The organism is Sphingomonas sp. GW822-FHT03G08, from assembly GCF_058801135.1.
In genome coordinates this window covers 1,726,535-1,740,935 of record NZ_JBXAMZ010000001.1, presented here as the reverse complement: position 1 = coordinate 1,740,935, position 14,401 = coordinate 1,726,535, and the positions used below count along the sequence as shown (strand labels likewise).

At 67.2% G+C, this 14,401-nt stretch carries 15 protein-coding genes; 9 read left to right on the top strand and 6 right to left on the bottom strand.

Annotation, left to right across the window (positions count from 1 at the left end; translation table 11 throughout):
* Window positions 1-13: 13 nt before the first annotated feature.
* Window positions 14-799, bottom strand: a complete 786-nt coding sequence (locus tag AC1RJ5_RS07850) for an arginyltransferase (protein WP_184169982.1) — start codon at window positions 797-799, stop codon at window positions 14-16.
* A gap of 411 nt (window positions 800-1,210) precedes the next feature.
* Window positions 1,211-2,455 carry a threonine ammonia-lyase gene (locus AC1RJ5_RS07845; RefSeq protein WP_269574401.1) on the bottom strand — a complete coding sequence of 415 codons (1,245 nt, stop codon included), beginning with the start codon at window positions 2,453-2,455 and terminating at the stop codon, window positions 1,211-1,213.
* A 132-nt stretch (window positions 2,456-2,587) separates the two neighbouring features.
* Here AC1RJ5_RS07845 and AC1RJ5_RS07840 point away from each other — a divergent pair, with 132 nt between their 5' ends.
* Both AC1RJ5_RS07840 and AC1RJ5_RS07835 read left to right on the top strand, forming a co-directional pair.
* Window positions 2,588-4,243, top strand: coding sequence for an amidohydrolase (locus AC1RJ5_RS07840; protein ID WP_493112617.1), 1,656 nt, complete (start codon window positions 2,588-2,590; stop codon window positions 4,241-4,243).
* Window position 4,244: 1 nt separating this feature from the next.
* Complete coding sequence (locus AC1RJ5_RS07835) at window positions 4,245-4,910, top strand: HPP family protein (RefSeq protein WP_493112615.1); 666 nt, start codon at window positions 4,245-4,247, stop codon at window positions 4,908-4,910.
* A gap of 57 nt (window positions 4,911-4,967) precedes the next feature.
* On the opposite strand, the gene ctrA is transcribed toward AC1RJ5_RS07835, so the two are convergent.
* Together ctrA and AC1RJ5_RS07825 are read right to left on the bottom strand one after the other, a co-directional pair.
* Window positions 4,968-5,681: a response regulator transcription factor CtrA gene (ctrA, locus tag AC1RJ5_RS07830; protein WP_184169970.1), complete on the bottom strand. Its 714-nt coding sequence runs from the start codon at window positions 5,679-5,681 to the stop codon at window positions 4,968-4,970.
* A gap of 152 nt (window positions 5,682-5,833) precedes the next feature.
* The gene (locus AC1RJ5_RS07825) at window positions 5,834-6,766 is read right to left on the bottom strand and encodes a LysR family transcriptional regulator (RefSeq protein ID WP_269574404.1); all 933 of its coding nucleotides are present in this window, start codon (window positions 6,764-6,766) and stop codon (window positions 5,834-5,836) included.
* A gap of 99 nt (window positions 6,767-6,865) precedes the next feature.
* Here AC1RJ5_RS07825 and AC1RJ5_RS07820 point away from each other — a divergent pair, with 99 nt between their 5' ends.
* Together AC1RJ5_RS07820 and wrbA are read left to right on the top strand one after the other, a co-directional pair.
* Window positions 6,866-7,564 (top strand): pirin family protein, encoded by a 699-nt coding sequence (locus AC1RJ5_RS07820; RefSeq protein ID WP_493112612.1) that lies wholly within the window; start codon window positions 6,866-6,868, stop codon window positions 7,562-7,564.
* Between the two features lie 18 nt (window positions 7,565-7,582).
* Window positions 7,583-8,209 (top strand): NAD(P)H:quinone oxidoreductase, encoded by a 627-nt coding sequence (gene wrbA / locus AC1RJ5_RS07815; protein WP_184169961.1) that lies wholly within the window; start codon window positions 7,583-7,585, stop codon window positions 8,207-8,209.
* Here wrbA and AC1RJ5_RS07810 read toward each other — a convergent pair.
* Window positions 8,140-8,907 (bottom strand): M15 family metallopeptidase, encoded by a 768-nt coding sequence (locus AC1RJ5_RS07810; RefSeq protein WP_493112610.1) that lies wholly within the window; start codon window positions 8,905-8,907, stop codon window positions 8,140-8,142. The genes wrbA and AC1RJ5_RS07810 overlap by 70 nt on opposite strands.
* Before the next feature lie 155 nt (window positions 8,908-9,062).
* Here AC1RJ5_RS07810 and AC1RJ5_RS07805 point away from each other — a divergent pair, with 155 nt between their 5' ends.
* The 5 genes from AC1RJ5_RS07805 to AC1RJ5_RS07785 all read left to right on the top strand — a co-directional run bounded on the left by AC1RJ5_RS07805 (window position 9,063) and on the right by AC1RJ5_RS07785 (window position 12,603).
* Window positions 9,063-9,761 (top strand): mannan-binding protein, encoded by a 699-nt coding sequence (locus tag AC1RJ5_RS07805; RefSeq protein ID WP_493112608.1) that lies wholly within the window; start codon window positions 9,063-9,065, stop codon window positions 9,759-9,761.
* Window positions 9,762-9,815: 54 nt separating this feature from the next.
* Entirely contained in the window at window positions 9,816-10,466 is a 651-nt protein-coding gene (locus AC1RJ5_RS07800; protein ID WP_184169952.1) for an RluA family pseudouridine synthase, read from the top strand.
* Entirely contained in the window at window positions 10,459-10,860 is a 402-nt protein-coding gene (arfB, locus tag AC1RJ5_RS07795; protein WP_184169950.1) for an alternative ribosome rescue aminoacyl-tRNA hydrolase ArfB, read from the top strand. Before AC1RJ5_RS07800 ends, arfB begins: the two co-directional genes overlap by 8 nt.
* A gap of 123 nt (window positions 10,861-10,983) precedes the next feature.
* Window positions 10,984-11,469 (top strand): GAF domain-containing protein, encoded by a 486-nt coding sequence (locus AC1RJ5_RS07790; RefSeq protein WP_269574408.1) that lies wholly within the window; start codon window positions 10,984-10,986, stop codon window positions 11,467-11,469.
* A gap of 114 nt (window positions 11,470-11,583) precedes the next feature.
* Window positions 11,584-12,603, top strand: coding sequence for an RcnB family protein (locus AC1RJ5_RS07785; protein ID WP_493112605.1), 1,020 nt, complete (start codon window positions 11,584-11,586; stop codon window positions 12,601-12,603).
* Window positions 12,604-12,956: 353 nt separating this feature from the next.
* Here the strand turns inward: AC1RJ5_RS07785 and AC1RJ5_RS07780 are convergent, their stop codons facing one another.
* A complete protein-coding gene (locus AC1RJ5_RS07780) occupies window positions 12,957-14,228 on the bottom strand; it encodes a M20/M25/M40 family metallo-hydrolase (RefSeq protein WP_493112603.1) in 1,272 nt (423 codons plus the stop codon).
* Between the last annotated feature and the right edge of the window lie 173 nt (window positions 14,229-14,401).

Sequence of the window (14,401 nt, the reverse complement as noted above, 5' to 3'; positions counted from 1 at the left end):
TCAAGGTCAGAGATCAGGCGAAGGCCGCCGCGTTCGCCGGCACCGGCATGGCGATCGCCATGTCCTCGTCCTCCAGCAGGGTCCAGCCATTGGGGCCGAGCGCTTCCATCGGGCGATAGCGCGTCTTGTACGCCATGCGCTCGCTGCCCTTCACCCAATAGCCGAGATAGACATAGGGCAGGCCGGCGGCCTGGCTGCGCAGGATGTGCTCCATGATGATGAAATTGCCCAGGCCCGGGCGGCTTTCGTCATCGGCCAGGAAGAAGCTGTAGATCATCGACAGGCCATCGGCCTGCTGGTCGGTGATGCAGGCGCCGACCAGCCGGCCGCGCTCGCCATTCACCGAGGGCTCGCGATATTCGATCACATAGGAGCTGACCGGCGACTGCTCGACCATGTCGGCATAGTCGTTCTCGTCCATCGTCGCCATGCCGCCGCCCGGATGGCGGGCGCTCAGATAGCGGTGGAGCAGCGCGAACTGCTCCTCGGTCGCCCAGGGCTTGCAGGCGGTGATTTCCAGGTCCGAGTGGCGGCGCAGCAGCTTGCGCTGGGTGGCGTTGGGCTGGAACTCGTCGGCGACGACGCGGACCGAGACGCAGGCGGTGCAGCCCGCGCAGCTCGGGCGATAGGCGACCGACTGGCTCCGGCGGAAGCCGATGCGGCCCAGCGCATCGTTCAGCTCGCCCGCATGCAATCCCGACAATTCGGTGAAGATCTTCCGCTCCTGGCGGCCCGGCAGATAGGGGCAGGGCGAGGGGCTCGTCACGAAGAACCGCGGAAAACGGGAAAGTGCAGTCACCCCTGATGCCCCTTTGCTCTGGCCGCTACGTCCGGCCGATGAGGCAACTATGCTGCGGTTCTCGAAGGATGAAAAGCTGCTTTACCATGAAAGAGAGTTAACGATTCACCATTCCGGCGGAGAGCGGTGACGTTAACCATCGGGCCGCGCAACGCGCTGCCGAAAATGGAAAATTTGGCTGTGCGGGCTTTGTATCGGAATCGGCGAATCGTGTGAATCCAGCGACGACTCAGTTCGTCGCGCGTGTGATTCGCTTCGTCGGTTTGACGCGACTCGCGGACTCCTGCGGAGTCGCGTCGGGGCGCGATTTGCAGGGCGCGGCATGGCGGTTGGTTATGGAATAGGATTCCGCCACCCGCCTGGGGCGGCGGAACCCGTTCTTGGCCTGTACTTCGTGTACTTTGGACGCCGCTAGGCCAGCTCGACCAGCTGCACCTCGTACTGAGCCCGGCGCAGCGCGGTCATCAGCCGCTCCAGATGATCGCGGTCGCGCGTCTCGCACTCCACGTCCAGGCTCAGGCCCTTGGCGGGGAGGTTGGTGAAGATACGCTGGTGCGACAGCTCGAGGATGTTGACCGAGAGCTGGTCGAAGATCTGCGCCACCCGGAACAGCGCGCCCGGCCGGTCCTGCAGGCGGATGCGCAGCCGCGCCATCCGGCCCGAGCGGGCGAGGTCGCGCAGCAGCACATAGGCGAGCAGGCGCGGGTCGATATTGCCGCCGCACAGGATGATGCCCACGGTCTTGCCCTTGAAGCGCTGCGGCTCGGAGAGCAGGGCGGCCAGGCCGGCGGCGCCGGCGCCTTCGACCACGGTCTTCTCGATCTGGAGCAGCAGGCTCACCGATTCCTCGAGCCGCCGCTCGCTGACCAGCACGATGTCGTCGACCAGCGCCTCGACCAGCCTGGCGGTGATGCCGCCCGGCTCCTTCACTGCGATGCCCTCGGCCAGCGTATCGCCGGCGCAGGGCATGTCGGTGTGGTGCACGCGGTTGTACATCGAGGGGTAGAGCTCGGCCTGGACGCCGATCACTTCGATGTCGCGGCCTTCCGACTTGGCTACGGTCGAGCAGCCCGAGATCAGGCCGCCGCCGCCGATCGGGATCACCAGCGTGTCGATCTCCGGCACGTCCTCGAGCATCTCGAGCGCGACCGTGCCCTGGCCGGCGATGATGCGGGGATCGTCGAAGGGATGGACGAAGGTATAGCCCTTCTCGGCCTCCAGCTTGCGGCTGTGCGCATAGGCGGCATCGAAGGTCTCGCCTTCCAGGATCACATTGGCGCCGTGGCCCTCGGTCTGGGTGACCTTCACGATCGGCGTGTTCTTCGGCATCACGATCGTGCTGGGGATGCCCAGCCGGTTGGCGTGATAGGCGAGGCCCTGGGCATGATTGCCGGCCGACGCCGCGATCACGCCCTTGGCGCGCGCCGCCTCGTCGAGCTGGAGCAGGGTGTTGAGCGCGCCGCGTTCCTTGTAAGCGGCGGTGAACTGCAGGTTCTCGAACTTGAGATAGACGGTGGCGCCGGTCAGGTCCGACAGCGTCTTGCTCACCAGCGTCGGCGTCCGCACGATCTGGCCCGCAATGCGCGCCTGCGCTGCACGGACGTCATCGATCGAAACGGGGAGCGGCGCGTTCGCCGGGAGGGTCTTGGTTGCCATAGTGCAGCCCGCCTAGACGATCTCCGTGCCAGGGGGAACATTGCTTATCTTTTCAGGGCATGCGCGGCAGGTATCGATGGCGGCCGGTTCCTGCATCTGGCGCGCATGCGGAACTGGCCCTATGCCCTGCCCATGCTGAAGCGCCTCCTGCGGCCGGTCGCCGCGCTCGCCCTCCTTCTCGCGCCCGTTGCCGCCCTGGCGGACGGTCTGGTCGACAACGTCAACGGCATGACGCTGGACGAGAAGGGCGATGTCGTCCGCTTCACCGGCATATTGTTCAACCGCGACGGCAAGATCACCCAGATCCTCAAGCGCGAGGACAAGCGGCCGAAGCAGGTCGAATGGAAAATCGACATGGGGGGCAAGACGCTGCTGCCCGGCATGATCGATGGGCATGGCCATGTCATGGGCCTGGGCTCGCAGTTGATGCTGCTCGATCTCTCGGCGACGACTTCGCTCGAAGAGGCGCTGGCCAGGATCAAGGCCTATGCCGATGCCAACCCGACCAAGTGGATCCTCGGCGGCGGCTGGAACCAGGAGACCTGGAAGCTCGGCCGCTTCCCGACCGCGGCGGAACTCGACAAGGTGGTGAGCGACCGGCCGGTATGGCTCGAGCGGGTCGATGGCCATGCCGCCTGGGCGAACAGCCGGGCGATCCAGATCGCCGGCGTCACCGCCGCGAACAAGGACACCAATGGCGGCCGCATCGAGCGCGATGCCAAGGGCGCGCCCGCCGGCGTGTTCGTCGATGGCGCGATGGGGCTGGTCGACAAGTTCATCCCCAAGCCCACCCCGCGCGAGCGCAACGCCGCCTTCCTCGCCGCGCAGGACAAGCTGCTCTCGCTCGGCATCACCGCCAGCGCCGACATGGGCACTACCACCGATGACTGGCTGACCTATCGCCGCATCGCCGATATCGGCCAGCTCCGCATGCGGATCATGAGCTATGCGCACGGTGTCGAGACCGCGCTGCAGGTGGCGGGGCAAGGGCCGACGCCCTGGCTCTATGGCGACAAGCTGCGCATGGGCGGGATCAAGCTCTATGCCGATGGCGCGCTGGGCAGCCGCGGCGCCTGGCTCAAGGCCGATTACAGCGATGCGCCGGGGCAGAAGGGGCTGGGCTTCCTCACCGACGACCAGTTGCTCAACCTGATGACGCGCGGCGCGATGGACAATTTCCAGATCGCCGTCCACGCGATCGGCGATCGCGCCAACAGCCAGGTGCTCGACGCGGTCGAGGTGCTGTCGGACACGTTCAAGGACGATCGCCGCTGGCGGATCGAGCATGCCCAGATCGTCGATCCCAAGGATCTGCCGCGCTTCGCCAAGCTGGGCGTGATCGCCTCTATGCAGCCGGTCCACCAGACCAGCGACATGAAGATGGCCGAGGCGCGGCTGGGGCCGGAGCGGCTCGCCGGTGCCTATGCCTGGAAGACGATGCTCAAGGACGGTACGCATATCGCCTTCGGGTCCGACTATCCGGTCGAGAGCCCCGATCCCTGGGCAGGCTGGGCGGTGAGCTTCACCCGCACCGACGCCAATGGCCAGCCCTTCGGCGGCTGGCGGATCGAGGAAGCGGTGACCCGGGAGCAGGGCTGGGCGGGCTTCACCACCGGTGCTGCCTGGGCTGGCTTTGCCGAGACCCTGATTGGGCGGCTTGCGCCCGGCATGCGCGCCGATTTCATCATCGTCGATCGCGATCCGATGCTCGCCTCGCCGGCCGACCTGCGCGGCACCCAGGTGCTGGAGACCTGGGTGGGCGGCGCGCGGGTCTATGTGAAGAAGTAGCATGGCGACGGCGTTGCTGAAGCTGCGCCTGCTCGCGGGCGCCAATTGGCGCGAGCGGCTGATCGCGGCGCTCGGCGCGATGCTGGGCATAGGGCTGACCGGCTGGGTCGCGGCGCTGTCGGTCGGCAGCCATGCGGCCTTGCTGCTCGCCGCGCCGATCGGCGCCTCGGCGGTCCTTGTCTTTGCCGTGCCCGCCAGTCCGCTCGCCCAGCCCTGGCCGGTCGTCGGTGGTTGCGCGATCTCCACCCTTGTCGGTTTCGCCGTCGCCGCCCTGTTCGGCCATGGCGCGATCGCCGCCGGTCTGGCGGTCGGGCTGGCGATCGTGCTGATGTCGCTGCTGCGCTGCCTGCACCCGCCCGGCGGTGCCTGCGCGCTGCTCGCCGTGCTCGGCTCGGCGGTGCTCGACCAGGGGATCGGTTTCGCGTTGGTGCCGATGGGGCTCAACGCGCTGCTGCTCGTGCTGACCGGTATCGTCTTCCACCGCTTCTCCGGCCACAGCTATCCGCATCGTCCGGTACCCGCGCCCGCCCATCCGCGTATCCAGCCCGAGGATATCGACGCCGCGCTGGCGGAGGCGCATGAGAGCTTCGACGTCAGCCGCGAGGACCTGGCGGCGTTGCTTGAGGCTGCGGAGCGCCATGCCATCGCAAGGCGGGGACGCAGATAAAGGAAAGGCCGCGATCCTTGCGGACCGCGGCCTCTTCTACCCCCGTAGAACTTGTCGTCAGGCAACCGCCGAGATCGGCTCCTGCTCCTCGGCGCCGTCCGGCTCGCGCAGCACATAGCCGCGGCCCCAGACGGTCTCGATATAGTTGTCGCCCTCGCAGGCCATGCTGAGCTTCTTGCGCAGCTTGCAGATGAACACGTCGATGATCTTGAGCTCGGGTTCGTCCATGCCACCATAGAGGTGGTTGAGGAACATTTCCTTGGTGAGCGTCGTGCCCTTGCGGAGCGAGAGCAGCTCCAGCATCGCATATTCCTTGCCGGTCAGGTGCACGCGGGCACCATCGACCTCGACCGTCTTCGCGTCGAGATTGACCGCCAGCTTGCCGGTGCGGATGACCGACTGGCTGTGGCCCTTCGAGCGGCGGACGACCGCATGGATGCGGGCGACCAGCTCTTCGCGGTGGAAGGGCTTGGTCACGTAGTCGTCGGCACCGAAGCCGAACGAACGCACCTTGCTGTCCATTTCGTTGATGCCCGACAGGATCAGCACCGGCGTCTGCACGCGGGCGACCCGGACCTTCTTCAGAACGTCATACCCGTGCATGTCGGGCAGGTTCAGGTCGAGCAGGATGATGTCGTAGTCATAGAGCTTGGCCAGGTCCAAGCCCTCCTCGCCGAGGTCCGTCGTATAGACGTTAAAGCCCTCGGTCGTGAGCATCAGCTCGATCGCCTTGGCAGTGCTCGGCTCGTCTTCGATCAACAGCACGCGCATCGTCAAAGTCCCCTTGCCCGCAGGCTGCCTTGCCCCAATGAAAGGCATGCCTCGGACGATTCATTAACCTAAGCGTGTCTGAAGGCAAAAGGTTAATTTCTTCCTAACCGGCCTGAGTCCACGAGTCGTAGGGAATCTACCTACACGCGGACTCAGCTCGCCATCAGAGTCGAGTCCCTTATAGAGGGGCAGACCTTCCGCAGATGCTGATCGAGATAATTTATTAACGCTTCCACGCGGGCGGGGCGCAGCGTGCCGGGCGGCGTTAACAAATGCAGCGCGGCTGCGCTGACCGACCAGTCCTCGAGTACGGCCTCGAGCTTGCCGCTGCGCAGTTCGTCGCCGATCAGGAATTCGGGCAGGCGGGCGACGCCGAGGCCCTTGCACAAGGCCGGGATCATCGCGTCGCCGCTGTCGGTGCGGATGGGTCCGTCGACGCGCACCGCGGCTTCCTCGCCTCCCGCCTTGCGGAAGCGCCAGAGCTCCGGCGTCGCGGTGTTGGTGTAGACGAAGCAGGCATGGTGGGCGAGGTCGGCCGGGTGGCGCGGGCGGCCGGCCCTGTCGAAATATTCGGGCGCGCCGACGATATGCGTGGTCACCGGGCCCAGCCGCCGGGCGCGCAGCGAGCTGTCTGGCAGCTCGGCGATGCGCAGCGCGATGTCGATCCCCTCGCCGACGATGTCGATGAACGCGTCGGACAGGCGCAGGTCAATCTTGATCGCCGGGTGGAGCACCATGAAGTCCGAAAGGATCGGCGCGAGGTGCCGGATGCCGAAGGTGAGGGGTGCCGCGACGCGGACCAGCCCCGCGGGCGCGCTCGCCGATTCAAAGGCCGCCTCTTCCGCCGCCTGTCCTTCGCTCAGGATGCGCTGAGCGTTCTCGGCCAGGCTGCGGCCGCTGTCGGTAAGCGTCAGACGGCGCGAGGTGCGGTGGAACAGGGTGGTGCCCAGCCGGCTCTCGAGCCGGGTGATCGCCTTCGATACGGTTGCCTTGGAAACCGCCAGCGCATCGGCGGCGCCGGAGAAGGAACGGTGTTCGACCACCGCGGCGAAAACGGCCCAGGCCTCGAAGTCAGGTAGCTTCATTCCGCATGCCTATCACGGAAACGATTGGTTTCCTACGTTTCCATTTACGGCGTGATCCGCCGCCCTATCTTCCTGCTCAACACAGGAGGTTCACACCCCATGATCGACAAACGACCCTTTGCCAGTCTCGGCCATGCAGATCATGGCTGGCTGAACGCGCGGCATCATTTCAGCTTCGCGGACTATTACGATCCGAACCGCATGAACTGGGGCGCGCTGCGCGTCTGGAACGACGACGAGATCGGCGCCAACAGCGGCTTCCCGCCGCATCCGCACCAGGACATGGAGATCATCACCTATGTCCGCTCGGGTGCTATCACCCACCAGGACTCGATGGGCAACAAGGGCCGTACCTCGGCCGGCGATGTCCAGGTGATGAGCGCCGGCAGCGGCGTGCGCCACGCCGAGTACAACCTCGAGCCCGAGACCACGCGCATCTTCCAGATCTGGATCATGCCGCGCGAGCGGGGCGGCCAGCCGAGCTGGGGCGCCAAGCCTTTCCCCAAGGGCGATCGCTCGGGCAGGTTCGTCACCCTGGCGAGCGGTTTTGCCGACGACAATGACGCGCTGCCGATCCGGGCCAATGCCCGGGTGCTGGGCGCGACGCTGAAGGCCGGCGAGAGCGTCACCCACGAAGTGGGCGACGAACGCCATGCCTATCTGGTGCCCGCCATCGGCTCGATCGAGATTGACGGCGAGCGGGTGGATGCCCGCGATGGCGCCGCCCTGAGCAGCGGCAAGATCTACACCATCACCGCGATCGAGGACGCCGAAATCGTCCTGGTCGACAGCGAATAACAAGGAAGGGAAGCAACCATGTCCAAGATTCTCGTTCTCTACTACTCGTCCTATGGCCACCTCGCGAAGATGGCTGACGCCGTTGCCGAAGGCGCTCGCAGCACCGGCGCCGAGGTGGATGTCCGCCGCGTGCCCGAGACCGCGCCGTTCGAAGTGGCGCAGGCCGCCGGCTTCGTCGCCGATCACAGCCATCCCGTGCTCGAGGACGTCAACGAGCTCGCCAATTACGACGGCATCCTCGTCGGCTCGCCGACCCGGTTCGGCCGCATGTCGAGCCAGATGGCGAGCTTCTGGGATCGTGCCGGCGGCGTCTGGTACCAGGGCCTGCTGAACGGCAAGGTCGGTGGTGCCTTCACCTCGACCGCCACCCAGCATGGCGGCCAGGAGACGACGCTCTTCTCGATCATCACCAACCTGCTGCACTTCGGCCTCACCGTCGTCGGCCTCGACTATGGCTTCCAGGGCCAGGGCGGCGTGAACGAAGTGAAGGGCGGCTCGCCCTATGGCGCGACCACCATCGCCGACGGCGACGGCAGCCGCCTGCCCAGCGAAGTCGAGCTTGAAGGTGCCCGTTATCAGGGCCGCAAGGTCGCCGAGCTGGCCAACAAGATCGCGGCTCCCCACCGCGAGACCGAAACCGCGTAATTCCCCCCTCCTGGCGCGGTTTCGCCGGACGGCGGCTGGACGAATGGTCCAGCCGCCGTTTTCGTATCTGCGCGCGGCACGGCGGGCAAAGCGGGAAAGCTCGCCCGGGCCGGTGCGAAGCGGGCGCGGGCGGCGGATGCGCCGACCCAGCGCCAGTGCCAGGGCTCCCAGCCCACGCCCTGCTTGTTGCCGGCCGGAAAGGATAGCTCGAAGCCAAATTCGGGCGCGCGGCGCATCAGCCATTGCCCGCCCGGCGTAAGCGCAAAGCATTGCTCGACCGCCCGGCAATCGCCGCCCCTCTGGACGAAGTCGATCGCGTAGCCGGTGGCATGCTCGCTATAGCCCGGCGGGGCGACGAAGCGCGCCCGCAGCGCCGCCACAGCGTCGCAATTGCCCGCGCCGGCGCAGAACACCCGGCGCTGGTGCTGGATCGAACGGAAGCACGAGATCGCGCCAAGCTCTATCCCTTCGGCGCGCGCGGCGGAAAGCAGGCGCTCGACATCGAACACCGCATCGCGCGCCATCATGCATCCCGGCAGGCTGGGGACGGGCAGCAGCGCCGCGGCTTCCAGCTCGCCATAGGGAAGATGGTTGAACAGCCGGGTTGCCGATGCGGTGGCTGGCGGCGCCGGCACGTCTTCCTCGGCGTGCGCCGCCAGGGGCGCGAGCGAGAGCAGGATCAGGGCCGAAAGACGCATAAGCAACCTCACGACGCTGCCGGAAAAGGGCATCGTCGTTCAAACGCCGTTCAAGCGAAAAGGGTCACGCAACCAAGCGCATTTCTGAATCGTTGCGCAGCTGTCTCGATCGGGTCAAATATCGACCCTAAGTTGCAGCCAGGGGAGAATGAACCATGCTCGCAAGAATTTCCTGCCTCGCCTTGTCCGCCGCGTTGCTGGCCGGCACCGCCGCATCGGCTGCTCCGGCGTCCAAGCCGGCCGCGCCCGCCGCGATGCAGCGGGTTGACGGCAACAATGTCGGCCGTGTCCGCCACAGCGGCGGCGGCGCCTTTGTCGAGACGCGTCCTGGCCGCTGGGTCGAGTTCGCCGATGACGGCACGCTGATCCACCGCTTCGACGAGACCAACCGCAACCGCGACGCGGTCAACCTCTACGATCCCTCGCGCGGCGCCCGCGTCCGGCTCGACCTGCGCGGTGGCGTGATCTCGGGCATTCCGCGCTCCGGCGGCCCGCGCCTGCTCTATCGCATCACCGATCTCGATCCGCGCCGCTCCAATGGCTGGGGCGACAGTGGCGGCTGGGGTGAAGGCGGATGGGGCCGTCCCGGTGGCGGTCGCCCGGGGGGCGGTGGCAACTGGGATCGCCCCGGCGGCGGTGGCGGTAACTGGGATCGTCCGGGCGGCGGCAATGGCGGCGGCTGGGGTTCTGGCGGCGTGATCCGCGACATCGAAGTCGGCGCGATCTGGAACCAGCGCGACGCCGAGACCAAGTGCCGCGACACCGCCCGTAACATGCGCGGCGAGTGGACCGGCAACTGGCGCACCACTGTCCAGGGCCGCCAGTCGGTCTGCTCGATCCGCTTCCAGCGCTGATCGAAGCCTGCACCACCGCTGGCGCTTCGGCGCTGGCGGTGGCATGGGCGGGCGATGTTCAAGGATCGCGTGCTCTTCATCGATGGCGAAGCTCTGGTGATCGACAAGCCCGCCGGCTTGCCGGTAGATCGCCCACGGGACCGGAGCGAGAGCCTCGAGGACCTGCTCGACCAGCTCACCTTCGGCTTCCAGCGCCTGCCGGTCCCGGTCCATCGGCTGGACCGCGACACCAGTGGCTGCCTGTTGCTCGCCCGCAACCCCAAGGCGATGAAGCGCTTCTCCCAGGCCTTCGAGGCCGGGGCAGTGGCAAAGCGCTATCTCGCCATCCTCGACGGCGAGCCCAAGGAGGACAGCGGCACGATCGACCTGGCGCTGTCCAAGGTCTCCACCCGCGAGGAAGGCTGGCGGATGGTCGGCGATCCCAAGGGCAAGCCCTCGATCACCCGCTACAAGGTGATGGAGCGCAAGGGCGGCAAGAGCCTGGTCGCCTTCTATCCCGAGACCGGCCGCACCCATCAGATCCGCGTGCATGCCGCCGAGGGGCTGGGCGTGCCGGTGCTTGGCGATCCGGTCTATGGCCGGGGCGGGCCGGCGATGATGCTCCATGCGATCGAGCTCACCGTGCCGCGCGAGGGCAAGGACGATATCCACGCCACCGCGCCGCTGCCGGTGCGCTTCCACAATCTCGGCTTCGGCCGTGGCTGAGATCCCCGACGAGGCGATCGTCGAAGAGAAGTTCCTCGCCTCGACCGGGCCGGGCGGGCAGAACGTCAACAAGGTGGCGACCGCGGTGCAGCTGCGGATCGACGTGTTCCGGCTTGGGCTGGCGCCCTATGCCTATCAGAAGCTCAAGGTGCTCGCCGGCACCAAGCTGACCAGCGGCGGCGAGCTGGTGATCACCGCCCGCAAGTTCCGTACCCAGGAAGCCAATCGCGCCGATGCCCGCGAGCGGGTGCTGGAGCTGATCCAGAAGGCGCATGAGCGCGACGCGAAGCGGATCAAGACCAAGCCGAGCAAGGCGGCCAAGGCCCGGCGGGTGGACGAGAAGAAGGGGCGGAGCCAGGTCAAGGCCGGGCGGGGCAAGGTCCGGCTGGACTAACTCTAGCCCCTCCTCCTCGGGGGAGGGGTTGGGGCGGGGCGGTGCCGCAAGCGATGTCTCTTCGAGAAATCCCCCACCCCCAACCCCTCCCCTGAAGGGGAGGGGCTTGCTATATGGCTCGCCATGTACGCCTTCGACATCGAAACCACCGACAAGACCGAGCTCTACCGCGACCTCGCCGCGGCGCTCGATTCGCTGACCGCCGACGAGCCCGATGCGATCGCCAACATGGCGAATGTCTCGGCGCTGATCTGGCAGTATCTGCCCGACCTCAACTGGGCGGGCTTCTATCGCAACGTCAACGACGAGCTGGTGCTCGGTCCGTTCCAGGGCAAGGCCGCCTGCATCCGCATCCCGTTCGGCAAGGGCGTGTGCGGTGCCGCCGCCACGACGCGCGAGACCCAGCTGGTCGAGGATGTCCATGCCTTTCCCGGCCATATCGCCTGCGACGCGGCGAGCCGTTCCGAGCTGGTGGTGCCGATCGTCGTGCAAGGCGAACTGATCGGCGTGCTCGACCTCGACAGCCCCAATCCGGCACGGTTCGATGCCGGCGACGCGGCGGGTTGCGAGGCGCTGATGCGGATTCTCGGTCCCCGCCTGGTCGGCTGACCCGGATTGGGACTCCGTTAAGCATAGGCAAAAGTGGCGCCGCCCCCGCGCGGGGTTTAATTCTTCGTCAACCATGGGAGCAACGCGGGCTCCGGCATGGCGAAGGAGTTCAATATGCGTCACCTGATCAAGCCGGCCCTGATGGCCACGGCGCTGCTGGCAACCCTGCCGGCGGCCGCGCAGGTGACGTCCCCCGGACCGAGCTGGGGTGGCAGCGGCGGGCCGATCCCGGCACCCGGCGGCAGCTATGGCCGCAACGTGCCGATGCCGCCGCCCCCGCGCGTCTCGCCCAATACGCCGCACATGCCGAATACGCCGCCGGTCGTGCATGGCGGCCCCGGCGTGCCGACTGCGGGACCGCGCGTCTGGCAGAATGGCCGCTGGATGGCATTGCCGGCGCGGGGCCCGGTCAAGAACAGCCAGCATGCCGGCAATCGCTGGGGCAACCGGATCGACGGCCGCTGGTATGCCGGTGCGCAGGCGCCCGGCGGCTGGAACGCCTATCGCCGCATGGGCCGTGGCCATCACCTGCCCAATTACTGGATGGGCAGCGGCTTCCGCATCCCGGACTATCTGAGCTGGGGCCTGGCCGCGCCGCCCTACGGCTATTTCTGGGTGCGCTATTATGACGACGCCGTGCTGGTCGACGGCCGCGGCGACGTTTGGGATTCGGTGAGCGGCATCGGCTGGGACGACGGTTATGACGCCGGCGCCTGGGCCGATTCGGGCGGCAGCTATTCCAGTTCCTACAGCTATTCGAGCACGGGCGCCGGCTATCGCGAGCCGATCCAGCCCGTCGACCCGAACGATTATTATGACGGTTACTCCAGGGGGAGTCTGCCGCCGGCTGGTGCGATCGGTGCACCGCCGGCGGCACAGGTCCAGGGCTATTACGGCTCGGGCCAGGCCTATTATGGCGGCGGCTACCAGGCCGGCGCGGCCTATTATGGCGCGCCGGTCGGCACGACCGTGATCGTCATCCCGGGCGCGACCACGACCACCACCACGGTGACCGAGGAAGTGATCGAGAGCCGCGCGACCTATGTCCGCTCGGCCGCGCGCCGTGTGGTACGCAAGGCGCCGGCGCGGCGCTACCGCGCGCCGGTGAAGTGCTGCGTCTGCGGCTGCCGCTGAGGCTCCAGCAGCGCATCGGGCGCGACTCGCCAAAGTACACGAAGTACAGGCCAAGAGCGGGTTTTCGGGCCCGCAATTTTGACCTTCTCCACGGGAATGCGCCGCATCTCGCAACATAGTTGCGCGAGCGTGATCCTATTCTTCCTGCCGGGTCAAAGAGCGGCCGGGCGGTGATCCGGCTGCGCCAGCCCAGCAGGCGAAATCCTACATTGCAAGGCCGTACCTCTACCTCCGTCATGCTGAACTCGTTTCAGCATCCAAGGTGCGGCGGGCGACATCGCTCGATGGAAGAGGCTGTCGCCCGGCCCAACCTTGGACCCTGAAACAAGTTCAGGGTGACGGTGGGAAGGGATTTAGCGTCCGCGTCCCCCGAACGTCACCAGGCTCTCCGCCCCGTCCGCGCCGATCGACGACACGCCGACAAAGCTGTCGTCGACGATCACGCCCTTCAGGCTCGCCTCGGTGCCGGTCACGTCGAGATGGTCGGTCCAGTCACGCGCATCGGCGCGGCGCCAGTGGATGCGGTACTTCACCGCGCCGGGCACCGCTGCCCATTTCACCGAAGTATCCGACGCGAGCGCGCCGCCGATCGTCACCTTGTCCGGCGCGGCCGGTGCCGCGGCGAGGCGGCGGATCGTCGCGACGTTCACCGCGGTGACCTTGGCGAGATAGGGGAAGTCCATCTTGTCGACCGTGTCGCCCTTGCCGGGGACGAGGTCCTGATGCTGGGCGTCGTAATTCTCGATGCCTACCGAGAAGCGGATTGCCGGATAGCCGAGCTTGTTGAACGGCGTATGGTCGCCGCCGCGCCCGAACCGGTCCGGGCGGCGGACCAGGAAGGCGTCGAGCCCGCCCGGGATGGTGCCGGCAACCTGGTCGACCGCCTTGGCGAGCGCGCGCGAGGGGCCGTCATCCTCGCCGCCATCCGCGCGCAGGCCTTTCAGTGTCTTGGGTTCGTCATTCTCGCCGAACGTCTCGGAGAAGACGCGCACCCGGTCCGCGACCTTGCGGCCGTCGGTGCCGACGGTGTTGCCGACGATGTCGTTGTTGAGCACCGCGGTGACCGTCCAGCCGCGCTCCTTCGCCGTCTCGGCGAGCAGCTGCCCGCCGAACAGGCCCTGTTCCTCGCCGGAGAGCGCGGCATAGACGATGGTCGCGCGGAATTTCTGCTTCGACAGGATGCGTGCGGCCTCCAGCACCAGCGCGACGCCCGAGGCGTCGTCATTGGCGCCGGGCGCGTCGGCGGTGGCGTTCATCACGTCGGTGACGCGGCTGTCGATATGGCCCATCACGATGACGACTCGCTTGGGATCGGTGCCGGCCTGGAAGCCGAGCACATCGACGATCTGAACGCCGTTCGGCGCGCGATCGCCGGTGAAGCCACGGGCGATGTTCGCCACCTCGATGCAATTGCACTGGTCGCCGAGGCGCGCGAGCTCGGTGGCGAACCAGCGCCGGGCGGCGCCGATGCCACGCGTGGGATTGTCGGGATCCGAGAGCGTGTGGCGGGTGCCGAAGCTCACCAGCTTCTCGACCGACGCCTTGAGTTTTGCCGGGTCCGGCTTTTCCTGGGCCTGGGCGGGGAGGGCGATCAGGGTGAGCGGAGCGAGGGCGAGGATGCGCATGGCCGTGGAGAGTGGCGGGGGATTTGGGGGTGGTCAATCACCCCGTCACCCCGGCCTTGTGCCGGGGCCCACTGCGCCGCACCGGATGCACTTGAGCCTCTTGTCCGTGGTTCGCCTCTCGGTGGACCCCGGCGCAAGGCCGGGGTGACGAATTAGAGGGCATCGCTCCGATC